Origin of the sequence: Streptomyces luteogriseus, assembly GCF_014205055.1 — a bacterium.
GTDB lineage: Bacteria > Actinomycetota > Actinomycetes > Streptomycetales > Streptomycetaceae > Streptomyces > Streptomyces luteogriseus.
Map to the genome: position 1 here is coordinate 7,344,660 of NZ_JACHMS010000001.1, position 16,272 is coordinate 7,360,931.

15 protein-coding genes and 1 pseudogene are annotated in these 16,272 nt (G+C 72.7%); 9 read left to right on the forward strand and 7 right to left on the reverse strand.

What is annotated here, in order from left to right; translation table 11 throughout:
* The first annotated feature begins 17 nt into the window (after positions 1-17).
* Entirely contained in the window at positions 18-863 is an 846-nt protein-coding gene (locus BJ965_RS32805; protein ID WP_184913825.1) for a spermidine synthase, read from the forward strand.
* Here BJ965_RS32805 and BJ965_RS32810 read toward each other — a convergent pair.
* A complete protein-coding gene (locus BJ965_RS32810; RefSeq protein WP_184913827.1) occupies positions 825-2,129 on the reverse strand; it encodes an MFS transporter in 1,305 nt (434 codons plus the stop codon). The genes BJ965_RS32805 and BJ965_RS32810 overlap by 39 nt on opposite strands.
* 246 nt (positions 2,130-2,375) lie before the next feature.
* Positions 2,376-3,389 (reverse strand): hypothetical protein, encoded by a 1,014-nt coding sequence (locus tag BJ965_RS32815; RefSeq protein ID WP_184913829.1) that lies wholly within the window; start codon positions 3,387-3,389, stop codon positions 2,376-2,378.
* A 175-nt stretch (positions 3,390-3,564) separates the two neighbouring features.
* Here BJ965_RS32815 and BJ965_RS32820 point away from each other — a divergent pair, with 175 nt between their 5' ends.
* Positions 3,565-4,002, forward strand: a complete 438-nt coding sequence (locus BJ965_RS32820) for a DUF4442 domain-containing protein (RefSeq protein ID WP_184917747.1) — start codon at positions 3,565-3,567, stop codon at positions 4,000-4,002.
* A 138-nt stretch (positions 4,003-4,140) separates the two neighbouring features.
* Here the strand turns inward: BJ965_RS32820 and BJ965_RS39610 are convergent.
* Positions 4,141-4,245, reverse strand: a pseudogene (locus BJ965_RS39610) (UTP--glucose-1-phosphate uridylyltransferase); the annotation flags it as partial.
* A 364-nt stretch (positions 4,246-4,609) separates the two neighbouring features.
* On the opposite strand from BJ965_RS39610, the gene BJ965_RS32825 reads away from it, so the two are divergent.
* The 3 genes from BJ965_RS32825 (at position 4,610) to BJ965_RS32835 (ending at position 9,721) form a co-directional block, all read left to right on the forward strand.
* Positions 4,610-6,445, forward strand: a complete 1,836-nt coding sequence (locus BJ965_RS32825; protein ID WP_184913831.1) for an RICIN domain-containing protein — start codon at positions 4,610-4,612, stop codon at positions 6,443-6,445.
* 158 nt (positions 6,446-6,603) lie between these two features.
* On the forward strand, positions 6,604-9,000 hold the full coding sequence (locus tag BJ965_RS32830; protein ID WP_184913833.1) for a phosphoketolase family protein: 2,397 nt from the start codon (positions 6,604-6,606) through the stop codon (positions 8,998-9,000).
* An 82-nt stretch (positions 9,001-9,082) separates the two neighbouring features.
* Positions 9,083-9,721, forward strand: a complete 639-nt coding sequence (locus tag BJ965_RS32835; RefSeq protein ID WP_184913836.1) for a DedA family protein — start codon at positions 9,083-9,085, stop codon at positions 9,719-9,721.
* Between the two features lie 52 nt (positions 9,722-9,773).
* Here BJ965_RS32835 and BJ965_RS32840 read toward each other — a convergent pair whose 3' ends face one another.
* Positions 9,774-10,301: a gamma carbonic anhydrase family protein gene (locus BJ965_RS32840; protein ID WP_184917750.1), complete on the reverse strand. Its 528-nt coding sequence runs from the start codon at positions 10,299-10,301 to the stop codon at positions 9,774-9,776.
* Positions 10,302-10,413: 112 nt separating this feature from the next.
* Here BJ965_RS32840 and BJ965_RS32845 point away from each other — a divergent pair, with 112 nt between their 5' ends.
* The gene (locus tag BJ965_RS32845) at positions 10,414-11,211 is read left to right on the forward strand and encodes an acyltransferase (RefSeq protein ID WP_184913838.1); all 798 of its coding nucleotides are present in this window, start codon (positions 10,414-10,416) and stop codon (positions 11,209-11,211) included.
* 86 nt (positions 11,212-11,297) lie between these two features.
* On the opposite strand, the gene BJ965_RS32850 is transcribed toward BJ965_RS32845, so the two are convergent.
* A complete protein-coding gene (locus BJ965_RS32850; RefSeq protein WP_142165187.1) occupies positions 11,298-12,155 on the reverse strand; it encodes a DMT family transporter in 858 nt (285 codons plus the stop codon).
* Between the two features lie 97 nt (positions 12,156-12,252).
* Here BJ965_RS32850 and BJ965_RS32855 point away from each other — a divergent pair, with 97 nt between their 5' ends.
* Both BJ965_RS32855 and BJ965_RS32860 read left to right on the forward strand, forming a co-directional pair.
* Positions 12,253-12,825, forward strand: a complete 573-nt coding sequence (locus BJ965_RS32855; protein WP_030835686.1) for an XRE family transcriptional regulator — start codon at positions 12,253-12,255, stop codon at positions 12,823-12,825.
* A 43-nt stretch (positions 12,826-12,868) separates the two neighbouring features.
* Positions 12,869-13,426: a YbaK/EbsC family protein gene (locus BJ965_RS32860; protein WP_184913840.1), complete on the forward strand. Its 558-nt coding sequence runs from the start codon at positions 12,869-12,871 to the stop codon at positions 13,424-13,426.
* 60 nt (positions 13,427-13,486) lie between these two features.
* Here the strand turns inward: BJ965_RS32860 and BJ965_RS32865 are convergent, their stop codons facing one another.
* Positions 13,487-14,611, reverse strand: a complete 1,125-nt coding sequence (locus BJ965_RS32865) for a cation diffusion facilitator family transporter (RefSeq protein WP_184913843.1) — start codon at positions 14,609-14,611, stop codon at positions 13,487-13,489.
* Between the two features lie 63 nt (positions 14,612-14,674).
* On the opposite strand from BJ965_RS32865, the gene BJ965_RS32870 reads away from it, so the two are divergent.
* Complete coding sequence (locus tag BJ965_RS32870) at positions 14,675-15,034, forward strand: ArsR/SmtB family transcription factor (protein ID WP_184913845.1); 360 nt, start codon at positions 14,675-14,677, stop codon at positions 15,032-15,034.
* Positions 15,035-15,045: 11 nt separating this feature from the next.
* Here the strand turns inward: BJ965_RS32870 and BJ965_RS32875 are convergent, their stop codons facing one another.
* Entirely contained in the window at positions 15,046-16,269 is a 1,224-nt protein-coding gene (locus tag BJ965_RS32875) for a 4-hydroxybenzoate 3-monooxygenase (protein WP_184913847.1), read from the reverse strand.
* Positions 16,270-16,272: the final 3 nt, after the last annotated feature.

A 16,272-nucleotide genomic window follows, 5' to 3' on the forward strand; every position in this document is an offset into this window, starting at 1 on the left:
CGCGACACAATGGGGCAGTGAACGAGTTGCTCCCTGTCTCCCGTGTCGTCGACTTCGGCACCGCCAAGCTCATGCCCGACATCGACCGGGAACGGGCCTGGCTGCTGACCGTGGACGGGGCTCCGCAGTCCTACGTCGATCTGGACGACCCCGCGCACCTGGAGTTCGAGTACACGCGGCGGCTCGGGCATGTGCTGGATGTCGTGGCCGAGCCGGGGCGCGCGCTGGACGTGGTGCATCTCGGGGGAGGGGCGCTCACCCTGCCCCGGTACGTGGCCGTGACCCGGCCGGGCTCGCGGCAGGACGTCGTCGAGGCCGACCGGGGGCTGCTGGAGCTGGTGTCCGGGCATCTGCCGCTGCCGGACGACGCGAACACCGTCCTGCACGCGGCGGACGCACGGCGCTGGCTGGAGCACGCTCCCGCGGCCTCGGCGGACGTTCTCCTCGCGGACGTCTTCAGCGGGTCGCGGGTGCCGGCGCACCTCACCTCCGTCGCCTACGTCCGTGAGGCCGCGCGGGTGCTGCGGGGGAGCGGGGTGTATCTCGCCAATCTCCCCGACGCAGCGCCCTTCGCCTTCCTGAGGTCGCAACTCGCCACGCTGGCCACCGCCTTCGAGGAACTGGTGCTGGTCGCCGAGCCGGGTGTGCTGCGGGGGCGGCGGTTCGGGAACGCGGTGCTCGTCGCCGGGCATCAGCCGGTCGACGTCGCCGCCCTGGCCCGGCTCACCGCCGCCGACGCCTTCCCGGCCCGGGTCGAACACGGCACCCGTCTGAAGGAGTTCGTCGGGGGCGCGCGGGCGGTGCCGGACGAGGACGCCGTGCCGTCACCCGAGCCCCCCGACGGGGCGTTCGGCATCGGCTGACGCGCAGTCGGTGCCGCCCCGGGCCACGGGTGTGGTCCGGCGGCGCAGATTGCGGACGTCCGGCACGCACAGCACGGCCGCCGTGACCAGGACGACCAGACCGGCACAGCCCCACAGGGCGGTCGTGCGGCCGAAGGCCTCCTCCGCCGGGCCGGCCGCGGCCGTGGCGAGGGGGACCAGCGCGACGGAACCGAACCAGTCGTACGCCGAGACGCGGGAGAGCTTGTGCTCGGGGATCTCCTGATGCAGTGCCGTCATCCAGGAGACGCCGAACACCTCCACCGTCGCGCCGGCGACGAACATCACCCCGAACAGGACACCGATCGGCACCGGCACGGCGAGGGCGGCCGAAGGCAAGGCCAGGGGGAACACGCAGAGGGTGCCGGCGAGGAGGAGACGGCGGGGTTTCCAGCGGGTCATGAGCAGGGCGCCGGCGACCGTGCCCGCGCCGAACGCACCGAGGGCCAGTCCCCAGGGGCCCGCGCCGCCGAGATGGTCGCGGGCGACGAGCGGGCCGTAGACCGCGTCCGCGGCGGCGACGACCGCGTTGGCGACGGAGAACTGGACGACGATGCCCCACAGCCAGGGGCGGCCTGCGAACTCCTGCCAGCCGTCCCGCAGATCGGCGATCAGACCGCCGCCCGGCGCGCGGGGCGGGATGTGGCCGACGTCGAGGAAGGCCCGCAACGCTCCGGCGAGCGCGAAGGCCGCCGCGTCCGCCGCGAGCACCCAGCCGGGCCCGATCGCCGCGACCATGGCACCGCCGAGCGCGGCTCCGCCGAGGACCGCGCCCTGCATCGCCATCCGGAACACGGCGAACGCGCGCCCCGCGTGCTCGCCCTCGACCGAGGACATCAGCATGCCCTCGGCGGCCGGGCCGAAGAAGGCCTGGCCGGTACCGCCGAGCGCGGCGAGCAGCATCATGTGCCAAAGCCGGGGCTCCCCGGCCAGCACCAGGGCGGCGAAGGCGGCCTGCGAGAGGCAGTTCAGGACGTTGGCGGCGACCATCACCCGGTGCCGGGGCAGCCGGTCCGCGACGGCGCCGCCGATCAGCAGGAACAACACCAGCGGCAGGGTCCGGGCCGCCGCCACCAGGCCGACGTCTCCGCCGTCGCCGCCCGTTTCGATGACCGCGAACGCCGCCGCGACCAGGGCGCCGTGGCTGCCCAGGCCGGTGACGACCGCGGCGGCGGTCAGCAGGGAGTAGTTGCGGCCCGCCCAGGCGGGTCTGCGGGGGCTCCGGGAGGAGGCGGTCGGGGACGTCACCGGCCGACTATCGCCGCCGGGAGCCCGTCTTGCCAAACCGTTTGCGGGGCGTCACCGCGCACAGCCGAGTTGATCTTGATGTGACCTTGAGAACCCCTGGATCCGCGCCGGCAGCCGCCGCGTCGACGAGGAGTCCCCCTCGGGTCGCCGGGTCTACCGCGGGTACATGACGGGCTGACGCCCGTCACGATGCTCCGGTGAGCCGGGCCCGCCCCTGTCGCAGGTGCGGGCCCGTTCCTGTTCCGGTCAGCCGCCGGTCGGTTCGCCGTGCAGCCGGACCGTGCTGAGGATCTTCAGGACGGTCTTCTCGGGCACCTCGCCCTTGACGCCCTTGGCGCCGTAGAAGCTCCAGGCGACGAAGTCACCCGCCGAGTTCTTGAAGCCGAACGTGATCGCCTTGCCGTCGCTCGCGCACTTGCCCGTGTCGGGCGTGTTCTCCGAGTGCGCCCAGGCGACGCTGCCCTTCACACCCGAGGCGGTGGTGTACGGCTTGGCCTTGTCGTCGGTCTTGACGCTCTTCTTGTCCGGCTGCGTGTAGCCGCCGTACACCCACCACGCCACCTGGTTGACCGCGACCTCGTCCGTGTCCTTGGCGCCGTCGGCGCCCTTGGTGCCCGCCCCGGCCAGGGACTCGGTCTCGGTCCTGCCGTCCTTGTTGTCGTCGCTCGTGCACCACTCGGACTTGTAGAACGCCGGTGCCGACATGGTGATCAGCGGCTTGCCGTCGTCGGACTTCTCGTCCTCGAAGAAGACGGACGACGTCGGGGAGGCCACCTCCCAGTCGGCCGGGACGTCGAAGGCCGTGCCCCACTTGGGGTTGATGACGACCTTCCAGCCCTTCACCGTGGGCTTGGCCTCCTCGCCGCCGCGGGGGTTGTCACCCGTGGCCGGCGCGCTCGGCTCCTCGGCCGACGGGCTCGACGACGTCGTGTCGCCCTTGCCCTTCTCGCCGCCGTCCGCCGTGTCGTCCTTGTCGCCGCCCAGCACCAGGAAGCCGGTGACACCGGCCGCCACGACCACCGCCGTGGCGGCGATGATCGCGACCAGCTTCGTCCGGCCGCCGCCCCCACCGCCCTGCGGGGTCTGCGGTGCGCCGGCCGGCGCGGGGGTGCCCCACTGCGGCTGCTGCCCGTACGGGCTGGGCTGCTGCTGGTACCCCGGCTGCTGGTACGGATTCGGCTGCTGGTACCCCGGCTGCTGGTACGGGTTGTTCGCTTGCGGGTTCTGCTCGCCCCCGGGCGGCTGCTGTCCTGGCCACATGGGCAGCCACCCTAGCCGCGCTCAGGACACGTTTCGGTCACTGCCCGTGGACGGAGATGTAGCAACCCGGGGACAGGCCGGTGTGGATGTCGTGAGGACCGATGCGGCGGTCGTCACACCGGCCTGGCCAGCCGTCTCTACTCGTGAGTAACATGCGGCCATGAGCGCAGACCAGATGTCCATCGGCGAGATGCTCGCCGCCACGGTGCCCATGGCCCGCACCCTGAACCTCGAGTTCCTCGAGACGTCGCCGGAGCGGGCCGTGGTGTCGCTGCCCGACCAGGGCGAGTACCACAACCACGTGGGCGGCCCGCACGCCGGCGCGATGTTCACGCTCGGGGAGTCCGCCAGCGGGGCGATCGTGCTGGCCGCGTTCGGGGACCAGCTCTCGCGCGCCGTGCCACTCGCCGTCAGTGCCGAGATCTCCTACAAGAAGCTGGCGATGGGCGCCGTCACCGCCACGGCCACCCTCGGCCGCCCGGCCGTCGAGGTCGTCGCGCAGTTGGACGCCGGTGAGCGCCCCGAGTTCCCGGTGGCCATCGCCATCCAGCGGGCCGACGGTGCCGTGACCGCCGAGATGACCGTGGTGTGGACCCTGCGGCCGAACGGCTGAGCAGGTGGCCGTACGTGCGGGACCCCGGCCGGGTGCCGGGGTTTTCGCATGCCGGGGCGTTCGCGCGCCGGCTTGATCGCGCTGCGCGGGCGGTCGGCCCTGTCGCCGGTGTCGAGGCGCAGGCCCTTGAGGACGACTGGCCGCGATCGCCTGTTCCGGCTCGAGGGCGCGGTCGGAGTGATCCTCGACGGACCGCTTGTGCCGACCGATGACCATCAGGACGTCGTCGAGCCCCGCCGCTGCGGGGGGCGATCATGCGGCCCATGCCGGCGCGCGGAGGTGAGAGCGCGCCGAGAGCCGAATGAGGGCGCACTGGGGAGTTGGAGATTTCGTGGACCAACCGCCTTTGCGTGCACACAACTTGCGACCCTCACCGGCCATGTTTTCGAAAGCCGGTACGGATACCGCCGGTAACATATCTGAATTCCCCTCGCTCTGAACCTGCGTCATCCGAACTCCTTGTTACCTGTCAGTCGCATGTGCGAAAGTGAGCCGCCTCACAGCCGAGTCCGCAGCTGACGCGGCATAGGTATGCACCAATCACCCGCCTGCTTTCCGACGGACGCGCAATTCGCATGCCGTTCCGCGGCTGGAAGGAAATGGTTCCGTGCAATCCCCCAACCCCCCACGCCCGCCGTACCCGCCGCGACCCGGAGCGGGGCCCGCGGAGTCCGATCGCAATCTTCTCGCCCGGGTCGGCGAACCCGTCGAAGGACCGCGTGCCGTCGCGCTGTTGCTGGCGCGGCACTGGCGCGCGGCCTACGAATACGCCGTGATCTGCCTCGCGTCCTCGGAGGACTCCGCGTCGATGGCGGCGGCCGCCGCCTTCCGCCGGGAACTGGCCCGGCCGGGCGGCGGTGCCCTGCGTCCGCGGCTGCTCATGGCCGTCCGGGAGACGGTCCGGGAGTGGGCCGCCGACGACGGCATTTCCACCGTGCTGCCGGAACTCCGCAAAACCGTCGGCGCCCGGGGGCTGCGGGCCGCCCGGCCGGGGACACCCGAAAGGCGACGCCTCGCGGAGCGTGCTTTCCGGGGCCTTCCGGGGGCTTCCCAATGCCTGCTCTGGCACACGGAGGTCGAGGCCGAGACCATATCCGTACCAGCCGGTCTGCTCGGGGTGGATGCCGCCACCGCGGCGGCCGCCCTGGAGCAGGCGCGCGAGCAATTCCGCACCGGGTGCGTACGGGCGCACCGGGAACTCGCACCGACGCGGGAATGCCGCTACTACAACCGACTGCTGGACGTTCCCATGCGTCGTGGCGGGGCGCTGCTGCCGGATGTGCAGCGGCATCTCATGGCCTGCCGCTACTGCCGTCACGCCGCCGAACAGCTCAGTCATTTCGAGGGCGGCCTGGAAGACCTGCTCGTCGAGACGGTGCTCGGCTGGGGCGCCCGCCGCTACCTGGAATCACGGCCGGGCCGCGACGAAGGCCGGGGCGCCCTGCCCGCGGGCGTACGCCACCGCCACCGCCTCCGGTCCCGTGACCTGCCGGCGGCCGGCCGGCCGGGGACGCCGAGAAGGCACACGAAGGCGCTGGCCGCCGCGGTCGGGGTGACCTCCCTCGTGCTGCTCGCGACCCTGCTCGCCGCCCGCGGCTGGTCGGAGGAGAGCGGTACCGCCGACCCGCAGGCCACCTGGGGCGCGGTCAGCGGTCACTCCGTCGACCCGGACAGCGCGGGCCCCTCGTCCGTGGAACCGGACTCCACACGGTCCTCGTCCGAGGGCTCCCCGTCGGCCGCCTCCGTCGGCAGCCCCGCCGAAGTGGCCCGGGGGCGGCTGCGCAACCTCGACGACAGCCGGTGCCTCGACGTCCCGGGCGGGCGGATCCGGGCGGACGCGCGCATCGTGCTGGCCGCCTGCTCCTCGGGCGGGTCCCAGCTGTGGTCGTACCAGGACGACGGGGTCCTGCGCAGCGCCGCCGACCCCACCTTGTGCCTGAACTCGGACCCGGCCGAGGGGTCGGTCGTCCTGGCCGGCTGTCTCGTGCACGCCGGAGTCGTCCGCTACGACCTGACCGTGCGCGGCGAACTCCTGCCCCGCGGCGGCAAGGGGCTGGCCGTCGCCCCCGGCACGGGCCGGGACGTGATCGTCACCGCGCGCGACGGGTCCGGGGCGCAACGCTGGGCACTGGAACCGGCCACCCCGCCCGGAGGCTCGGGGGAGTCCCGGCAGAAGCGGGCCGAGGACACTCCGCGGGAGAGTGGTGGGCAGCACACGCGGCGACCGCACGACGACGCCCCGCCGGGGCCGCCGGACACCACGCCCCGGGATCTGCCGCAGGAGCGCTACGAGCCGAGGTTCGCGCAGGTCGGCTGCTGCGAGGAGGCCGGTCCCGGCGCTGACGAGGCGGCGGCCCCGGCGCCCGGCGACGGCGCCCTCGGTTCCGCGACCGCCCTCGTGGCCGGCGCCGTGACGGCGGTGCACTCCGTCGCACTGCCGTAGAGCGGGTACGGGGTCGCCCGGGTGGGCGACCCCGCGGGTCACGGGATCCGCGGCCGGAACGGTACGGGCGACGAGGCATGGCCGAGAGGCGCCTGGCATCGAACCGGAACAAACTGGTACTCCTCCTGAGGCCGCCCGCAGAACCCAGGGAGTCACTCATGCCCGAGGCCCCGCGCCTGGACAGCAGGACCGACAGCAGGACCGCACTCACCGACGAGGAACTGCGCACGCTGGACGCCCACTGGCGGGCCGCCAACTACCTGGCGGCCGGTCAGATCTACCTGCTGGCGAACCCCCTGCTCACCGAGCCGTTGCGGCCCGAGCACATCAAGCCGCGGCTGCTGGGCCACTGGGGCACCTCACCCGGGCTGAACCTCGTCCACACCCACCTCAACCGGGTGATCAAGGCACGCGAGCTCGACGCCCTGTGCATCTGGGGCCCGGGCCACGGCGGGCCGTCGGTCCTCGCCAACTCCTGGCTGGAGGGCAGCTACAGCGAGAAGTACCCGGACGCCTCCCGGGACGCGCGGGGCATGGAGCTGCTGATGAGGCAGTTCTCCTTCCCCGGCGGCGTGCCCAGCCATGTCGCCCCGGAGGTGCCCGGCTCGATCCACGAGGGCGGCGAACTCGGCTACTCCCTCGCCCACGCCTACGGCGCCGCCCTCGACAACCCGGGCCTGCTGGTGGCCTGCGTGATCGGTGACGGCGAGGCGGAGACCGGCCCGCTGGCCGGGTCCTGGCACGCCAACAAGTTCCTCGACCCCGTCCACGACGGTGCCGTCCTGCCGATCCTGCACCTCAACGGCTACAAGATCGCCAACCCGACGGTGCTGTCCCGTCTGCCCGAGGAGGAACTCGACGCCCTCCTGCGCGGCTACGGCCACGAGCCCCTCCACGTCGCCGGAGACGATCCGGCCACCGTCCACCGCGCCATGGCCGAGGCCATGGACACCGCGCTCGACCGCATCGCCGCCGCCCAGCGCGCCGCCCGCGAGGACGGCGTGGCCGAACGCCCGCACTGGCCGGTGATCGTGCTGCGCACCCCCAAGGGCTGGACCGGCCCGGCCGAGGTCGACGGCGTACCCGTCGAGGGCACCTGGCGCGCCCACCAGGTGCCGCTCTCCGGTGTCCGCGACAACCCCGACCACCTGCGGCAACTGGAGTCCTGGCTGCGCTCGTACCGGCCAGAGGAACTGTTCGACGCCGAGGGACGTCCGGTCGCGGACGTCCTCGCCTGCGTCCCCGAAGGCACCAGGCGGCTCGGCGCCACCCCGTACGCCAACGGAGGGCTGCTCGTCCACGACCTGCCGATCCCGTCCCTGGACGACTTCGCCGTCCCCGTCGACAAACCGGGCACGACGATGCACGAGCCGACCCGGGTCCTCGGCGACCTCCTCGCCCGGGTCATGCGCGACACCGCCGACCGCCGCGACTTCCGCCTCGTCGGCCCGGACGAGACCGCCTCCAACCGGCTCCAGGCCGTGTACGACGCCAGCGGCAAGGCCTGGCAGGCCGAAACCCTGCCCGTGGACGAGCACCTGGACCGGCACGGCCGGGTCATGGAGATCCTGTCCGAACACCTCTGCCAGGGCTGGCTGGAGGGCTACCTCCTCACCGGCCGGCACGGACTGTTCTCCTGCTACGAGGCGTTCGTGCACATCGTCGACTCCATGGTCAACCAGCACATCAAGTGGCTGCGCACCTCGCGCAGGCTGCCCTGGCGCGCCCCCATCGCCTCCCTGAACTACCTGCTGACCTCCCACGTGTGGCGGCAGGACCACAACGGCTTCTCCCACCAGGACCCCGGGTTCGTCGACCACGTCCTCAACAAGAGCCCCGAAGTCGTCCGCGTCTATCTCCCGCCGGACGCCAACACCCTGCTGTCCGTCGCGGACCACGCCCTGCGCAGCCGCGACTACGTGAACGTGATCGTCGCCGGGAAGCAGCCCTGCTTCGACTGGCTGTCGATGGACGAGGCCCGGGTCCACTGCGCCCGCGGCGCCGGCATCTGGGAGTGGGCGGGCACCGAGGACGGCGCCGAGCCCGACGTCGTACTGGCCTGTGCCGGTGACGTCCCGACCCAGGAGACCCTGGCCGCCGCGCACCTGCTCCGCCGCCACCTGCCCGAGCTGTCCGTCCGGGTCGTGAACGTCGTCGACCTCGCCCGGCTGCTGCCCCAGGGGGAGCACCCGCACGGCATGAGCGACTTCGAGTACGACGGCCTGTTCACCACCGACAAGCCGGTGATCTTCGCCTACCACGGCTATCCCTGGCTGATCCACCGCCTGGCCTACCGCCGCACCGGCCACCAGAACCTGCACGTGCGCGGCTACAAGGAGGCCGGCACCACGACCACGCCGTTCGACATGGTCGTCCGCAACGACCTCGACCGCTACCGCCTGGTCATGGACGTCATCGACCGCGTCCCCGGGCTCTCGGTCCGTGCCACGGCCGTACGCCAGCGGATGGCCGACGCCCGCACCCGCCACCACGCCTGGATCCGCGAGCACGGCACCGACCTGCCCGAGGTCGCCGAGTGGAGCTGGAACGCCTGAGTCCCGGGAGACGTCCTAGGAGCCGGTAGGCTTCCCGTGCACGAAGGGAAGCTCGCAGGAAACCCAGGGAAAGGAACCGGCGTTGCACGTCCAGGAGTGGCTCGAAACCGTACCCGCGGTGGCCGTCTACGCACTGGTGGGGCTGGTCATCGGCCTGGAGAGCCTGGGCATCCCGCTGCCGGGCGAGATCATCCTCGTCTCCTCCGCCCTGCTGGCGTCCCAGCACGGCGAGATCGACCCCGTCGTCCTCGGCGCCAGTGCCACGGCCGGCGCCATCATCGGCGACTCGATCGGCTACGCCATCGGCCGCAAGGGCGGGCGGCCCATGCTGGCCTGGCTGGGACACAAGTTCCCCAAGCACTTCAGCGAGGGCCACATCGCCACCGCCGAGCGCTCCTTCGAGAAGTGGGGCATGTGGGCCGTCTTCTTCGGCCGGTTCGTCGCCCTGCTCCGCATCTTCGCGGGCCCCCTCGCCGGCGTGCTGCGCATGCCGTACTGGAAGTTCCTCATCGCCAACGTCCTCGGCGGCATCGTCTGGGCGGGTGGCACGACCGCGGTCATCTACTACGTCGGCATCGTCGCGGAGTCCTGGCTCAAGCGCTTCTCGTGGCTGGGCCTGGTCGCGGCGGTCCTGGTGGGCCTCACGTCCATGCTGGTGATCAAGCGCAAGGCGAAGAAGGCGGGCCAGAACCTGGAAGCGGCAGAAGCACAGGTTCCCTAGGGGCGCGGGGAACTGCGCGACCAGCCCCCACGAGCCGCACCCGTCGAACCACCTACGCGTGCACCTCGCGATGCGCCTTCGCCAGCTCGGCGTACATCGTGCCGTTGAGGGTGACGCCCTGCTTCTCCTCCTCCGACAACTCCCGCCGCACCTTCGCGGGCACCCCCGCCACCAGCGAACCGGGCGGCACGACCATGCCCTGGGGCACCAGCGCCTGCGCGGCGACGAGCGACCCGGCCCCGATGACCGCGCCGTTCAGGACCGTCGCCCCCATCCCGATCAGGCAGTCGTCCTCCACGGTCGCTCCGTGCACGACCGCGTTGTGCCCGATGCTCACCCGCTCGCCGACGTTCACCGGGAATCCGGGATCGGCGTGGAGCGTGCAGTTGTCCTGGACGTTGCTGCTGGCCCCGACGGAGATCGCCTCGACGTCGCCGCGTACCACGGCGCCGTACCAGACGCTCGCGCCCGCTCCCAGCGTCACGCCCCCGATCACCGACGCCGTCGGCGCCACGAACGCCGTCGCGTCGATCTCCGGCTCCCTGCCGCCGATCCCGGTGATCATCGCCCGCTGCGCCATGTCCGCCTCCCGAAACGTCGTAGACAACGCGCACACCGTACGCCACCCGGTGGGGTGAAGATCACAGGCCGCCGACGCCGCGGGCGGAGCTACCGCTGAGTACCGTGAGCTCGTGCCGAAGCGCAAGAACACGTTCTCATCCTGGCGGCGGGGCCTCACGCAGCGCGCCGTCCACGCGGGCTGGGCCTGGTTGCAGCGGACGGCCTCCGTCACCGCCGAGCACCCCGGCCGGTACCGCTTCGGCGCCATGGGAACAGGTACCAGACTCGCCTTCCCGCTCGGCACGGTCTTCGGCGAGCCCTGGATCCATCTCGGCTCCCACTGCATCATCGGCGAGCAGGTCACCCTCACCGCGGGCCTGATGCCCGACCTCGACCTCGGCCCGGACCCGATCCTGCGTCTCGGCGACGGCGTCGTCCTGGGCCGTGGCAGCCACGTCATCGCCGACACGACGGTCACGATCGGCAGCGACTGCTACTTCGGTCCGTACGTCTACGTCACGTCGACGAACCACTCCTACGACGATCCGCACGAGCCGATCGGCAAGCAGTGGCCGCGGATGGAGCCCGTGGAGATCGGGCCCGGCTGCTGGATCGGCACGGGAGCGGTGATCCTTCCGGGTGCCCGGATCGGGCGGAACGTTGTGGTGGCCGCCGGAGCGGTCGTACGGGGAACGGTGCCCGACCACGCCGTGGTCGCGGGCGCGCCCGCCCGCGTCGTACGGCGCTGGACCGACGCCGACGGCTGGCAGCCGCCGCTGCGCACCCCGGCGCCGGTGCCGATACCGGAGGGCGTCACCCCCGAGCAGCTCCGTGCGCTGTCGGGCCTGGATGAGGAGACGGCTGCCCGGCTCGCGGAGCTGGACGAGGAGGCCGCGGCGGGACTCGCGGAGCTGGAGCCGGAGGCCTGAACTGCCGGGTTCGCCCGACGCCGCAACGCCCCCGAGCCTCTGCCGGGTTCGGCCCGACGCCGCACCCCCGGGAGTCGCTGCCGGGGTCAGCCCGACGCCAGTAGGACCGTCCCCACCAGGGCCAGGCCCGCGCCCGCGGCCTGCACCGCCCGCAGCCGCTCGCGCAGGATGCCGCGTGCCGCCGCTGCCGTCACCACCGGATACAGGGAGGCCAGCACGGCGGCGACCGTCACCGGGCCGTGCTGCGCGGCGATCGAGTACGTGCCGTTGGCGGCGACGTCCGCGAGGCCGACGAAGGCGAGGGCGGGCAGGGTGCGCCAGGGGAAGCCGTCCGCCGGAAGGGCGGGCGCCCCGCGGCGCACCGACACGAACAGCGCGAGCCCGCCCGCGGCGACGTTCGTGACCCGCTGCACGAACAGGGCGAGGAAGAGGCCGGTCAGCGTCGTCGACGCCTCGGCGATCAGGGCCATCACCGCGCCGAAGCCGAACGCCGCGAGCAGGGTCAGGACGATGGCCTGCCGCTGTACGGGAGCGCCGCGGAACTGGGGGCCGCCGGCCAGGCACACGCCGGCGACGGCCACCAGGATGCCGGTGAACTGCAGCAGCCCGGGACGCTCGCCCAGCATCAGTCCCACCCCGACCGGCACCGCCACGCCGATCGACCCCAGCGGCGAGACCACGCCCATCGGGCCGAGCGCGAGCGCCTTGTAGAAGGCGAGCATCGCCACCGGACCGACCAGCCCGGCCGCCACGGCGAACCACAGCTGCGGCCCCGCCTCGCTCCAGCCGCCGGTCGCCACCACGACCGCGCCCAGCACCACGACCGCGATCGACTGCGAGACCACGACCACCGTGAGCGCGGGAGTGCGCCGGGTCAGCAGACCGCCGCCGAAATCGGCCAGCCCCCACAGCAGGCTGGTGGCCAAGGCGAAGAGCGCTGTCATGGGACGGATACCTCGCAGTACAGTTCAGTGAACGATCAGGTGAACCACACCATAGTGCAGCGCATTGCACTGTGTCATACAGAATATTGGACGGAATGTGTCGGACCTCGACCTGCTGACCCAGTCCCTGGCGCGGAGCGTCAAGCACTGGCGCGCGGTGCGCGGCTTCACTCTGGACGTGCTCGCAGCCCGGGCGGGCGTCAGCCGCGGCATGCTCATCCAGATCGAGCAGGCCCGCACCAACCCCAGCCTCGGCACCGTCGTCAAGATCGGCGACGCGCTCGGCGTCAGCATCACGACCCTGCTCGACTACGAGCAGGGCCCGAACGTGCGCGTCATCCCGGCCGAGCAGGCCGTACGGCTCTGGCACACCGACGCCGGCAGCTACAACCGGCTCCTCGCGGGTACCGAGGCGCCCGGCCCCCTGGAGATGTGGGACTGGCGGCTCATGCCCGGTGAGAGCAGCCCGTCGGACCCGCACCCCGCCGGCACGACCGAACTGCTCCACGTCACGGCGGGCGAACTGACCCTCACCGTCGACGGCGTCGAGCACCGCGTGCCCGCGGGCGCCAGCGTCCACTTCGAGGCCAACGTCCCGCACACCTACGGCAACACCGGTGACGCGCCCATGGAGATGGTCATGGCCGTCTCGGTGCCGCCCGTGACCTGAGACGTCCGGTCCGCCACCGGGCCGCTGTTGTTAGCGTGCGGCCATGCGCGCACCCATCGGACACTTTGACGACGCCCGACCCGCCCCCGCCTGCCTCGACGAACTCACCGGCCCCGTCGCCGACGCCGTACGCCACTGGCAGGGCAGCGTCCCCGCCGAGCAGATCGTCTACGTCGACACCGACCCGGAGTGGGCCGACACCGCCACCTTCGTGGAGCACTACGGGCAGGATCTGCTGGAACGGTCGGCGAACTGCGTGGTGGTCTCGGGCAAGCGGGGCGGCGAGTCCACGCTCGCCGCATGCCTCGTGCTGTCCACCACCCGCGTCGACGTGAACGGGGTCGTGCGCCGCCGGCTCGGTGCCCGCAAGGCCTCCTTCGCCTCGATGGACACGGCCACCGGCGCGACCGGCATGGAGTACGGCGGCATCACCCCGCTCGGGCTGCCGGACGGCTGGCCCCTCCTGGTGGACGCCGCCGTCGTCGACCTGCCGTACGTGCTCGTCGGCAGCGGGCGGCGGCGCGGCAAGCTGCTGATCCCGGGCAAGGCCTTCGCCGAACTGCCGCACGCCGAGGTGCTGGAGGGGCTCGGGGTCTCCTGACCCGACGTCGCGATGAGCCGGTCGGCGGTGGACCCGGCGGCAGCTGCGGGGCCGGCCGGCCTACGCGGCGATGTGGTGGGCCAGCGGCAGATGCGGGTCGCCCTCGCCCGGGGCCGGCTCGGGATCGGCGTGCACCAGGGCCGCGGTCAGCCGGGGTACCGCGTGCAGCAGCGCGTGCTCGGCGTCCACGGCGATGCGATGGGCCTCGCGCACCGTCACGTCGCCGTCCACCACGACCGCCACCTCGGCGCGCAGCCGGTGACCGATCCAGCGCAGCCGCAGCTCACCCACCCCGCGCACCCCGGGCACCTCGGTCAGGGCCCGCTCGGCGCGGTCCACCAGGGCCGGGTCGACGGCGTCCATCACCCGGCGGAACACCTCCCGGGCCGCGTCCCGCAGCACCAGCGCGATCGCCGCGGTGATCGCCAGCCCGACGACGGGGTCGGCCAGGTGCCATCCCAGGGCCGATCCTCCGGCGCCCAGCAGCACGGCCAGCGAGGTGAAACCGTCCGTGCGGGCGTGCAGCCCGTCGGCGACCAGCGCGGCCGAGCCGATCGAGCGGCCGACGCGGATGCGGTAGCGGGCCACCCACTCGTTGCCCGCGAAGCCGACGAGGGCGGCCACGGCGACCGCCGGGACGTGCTGGACCGGGCGCGGATCCAGCAGCCGCTCCAGGGCCGTCCAGCCCGCGAAGGCCGCGGACGCGGCGATCGTCAGCACGATCACGAGACCGGCCAGGTCCTCGGCCCGCCCGTAGCCGTAGGTGAAGCGGCGCGTGGCCGCGCGCCGGCCCAGTACGAAGGCGATCCCGAGCGGGACGGCGGTCAGCGCGTCCGCGGTGTTGTGCACCGTGTCCCCGAGCAGCGCGACCGACCCGGAGACCGCCACCACGACCGCCTGGGCCAGCGCCGTCACGCCGAGGACGACGAGCGAGACCCAGAGCGCCCGCATCCCCCGGGCAGAGGACTCCAGGGCGGAGTCGACCTTGTCGGCAGTCTCGTGAGAGTGCGGGGCGAGGAGGTGGGCCAGCCGGTGGCGAAGGCGGTGCCGGTGGCCGTGGTCGTGCCCCCGGTCGTGCCGGTGCTCCTGGCCGGGACCGTGGTCGTGCCCCCGGTCGTGCCCGTGTTCCTGACCGGGCCCGTGGGTGTGCTCATGAGGGTGGGAGTGCTCGTGCCGATCGCTCACGTGGATCCCCTTCCGGTGCGCGCGAGAGTGGACGTACCCGTGCCGTGGCGCCATTATGTGCGTATGAGCGCACGCATGCACCTGTCATCTGCGCATGATGCGCATCCGCGCAGCCCCGGCGAGGAGCAGTTCGCCCTCGCCGCCGAACTGCTGGCCCTGCTGGGGGACCGGACCCGGCTCGCCCTGCTGCACGCGCTGGCCGGGGGAGAGGCCGACGTCACGACGCTCACCGAGGTGTGCGGAGCGGCCCGGCCCGCCGTCAGCCAGCACCTGGCGCGGCTGCGCCTCGCGGGCCTGGTGGACACGCGCAAAGAGGGCCGCCGGGTCGTCTACTCACTGCGCGACGGTCATCTGCGCCGACTCGTCGACGAAGCGCTGAACGTGGCCGACCACCGGCTCAGCGACCGGCCCCCGCACGACTGAGCACGGCTCGCTCAGTAGCGCGCCGCCGTCCCGAGGTACTGCTCGGCGAAGGCGGCGGCCGCCGTGGGCGAGGTGAACAGACGGCGCAGCCGGGCGAGTGCGGTGCCCGCGCGGAACGGGTCGCCCGCCGCCGTGCCGTGGTACACCTCGGACAGCCACTGCGAGAACTCCTGGTAGTCCCACACGCGCCGCAGACACGCCTGCGCGTAGCCGTCGAGGCCGCTGCCGTCACCGGTGGTGAGCCACGCGACCAGGGCGTCGCCGAGCAGGAAGGCGTCGTGCAGGGCGAGGTTCATGCCCTTGGCGGCGATCGGGGCGACCAGATGGGCCGCGTCGCCGGCGAGGAAGAGCCGGCCGTGCGCCATCGGCTCGACCACGTAGTCGTGCATGTCCAGCACGCGCTTCTCGATCAGCCGGCCCTCGGCCAGCGGCGGCACACCGGCCGCCCCGAGCCGCTCCCGCAGCTCCGACCAGACGCGCTCGTGCGGCCAGTTCTCCACGTCGTCGCCCGGCGGGCACTGGAGGTAGTAGCGGGTCACCTCGGGGCTGCGGGGCATCTGACCGGCGAAGCCGCGCTCGTGGCAGCCGAACAGCACGCAGTCGGTGGACGGCGGCGCCTCGGCGAGCAGCGCCAGCCAGCCGATACCGTAGTCGTGCCGCGCGATCCGCACCCGCTCGGGCGGGAGCGCGGCTCGGCTCACCCCGCGGGCCCCGTCACAGCCCGCGACGAAATCGCAGTGCACGACCTGGAGTTCACCCGTCCCGGGGCAGATGTACGACACCCACGGCCGGTCGGTGTCGGCGTCGTGGACGTGCACGTCCCGGACGCCGAAGCGGATCGCGCCGCCCCGGACGTCGGCGTACTCGCGCACCAGGTCCGTCACCAGCAACGGCTGTGGATAGACGAAATGGTGACTGCCCGTCAACTCACCGTACGGGAACCGGTACCGCTCGCCGTCGAAGCGGAACTCGCACGCGGTGTGCAGTTCGGCGCGGTCCAGCAGGTTGCGGGCGAGGCCCCGCTTCTCCAGACCGTGTACGGCCCACTCCTCGATGACCCCGGCCCGGGGCCGCTGTTCGATGAACTCCCGGGTCTCGGTCTCCAGCACCAGGCAGTCCACGGACGCGGCACGCAGGATGCTGCCGACGGTCAGACCCGCGGGGCCGGCGCCCACGACAACGACCGAAAAGCGTTGCGGGGCACCGGAGTCGGCGGACGGAAGGGGGCGGGTCATGCG

What these genes read in the sequence shown, in the direction of transcription:
- BJ965_RS32815 (WP_184913829.1), bottom strand. Translation starts at nt 3,389, where the DNA reads ATGTGGCCAGGACAGCAGCCGCCCGGGGGCGAGCAGAACCCGCAAGCG.
- BJ965_RS32820 (WP_184917747.1), top strand. Translation starts at nt 3,565, where the DNA reads ATGTCCATCGGCGAGATGCTCGCCGCCACGGTGCCCATGGCCCGCACC.
- BJ965_RS32830 (WP_184913833.1), top strand. Translation starts at nt 6,604, where the DNA reads ATGCCCGAGGCCCCGCGCCTGGACAGCAGGACCGACAGCAGGACCGCA.
- BJ965_RS32840 (WP_184917750.1), bottom strand. Translation starts at nt 10,301, where the DNA reads ATGGCGCAGCGGGCGATGATCACCGGGATCGGCGGCAGGGAGCCGGAG.
- BJ965_RS32850 (WP_142165187.1), bottom strand. Translation starts at nt 12,155, where the DNA reads ATGACAGCGCTCTTCGCCTTGGCCACCAGCCTGCTGTGGGGGCTGGCC.
- BJ965_RS32860 (WP_184913840.1), top strand. Translation starts at nt 12,869, where the DNA reads ATGCGCGCACCCATCGGACACTTTGACGACGCCCGACCCGCCCCCGCC.
- BJ965_RS32870 (WP_184913845.1), top strand. Translation starts at nt 14,675, where the DNA reads ATGAGCGCACGCATGCACCTGTCATCTGCGCATGATGCGCATCCGCGC.
- BJ965_RS32875 (WP_184913847.1), bottom strand. Translation starts at nt 16,269, where the DNA reads ATGACCCGCCCCCTTCCGTCCGCCGACTCCGGTGCCCCGCAACGCTTT.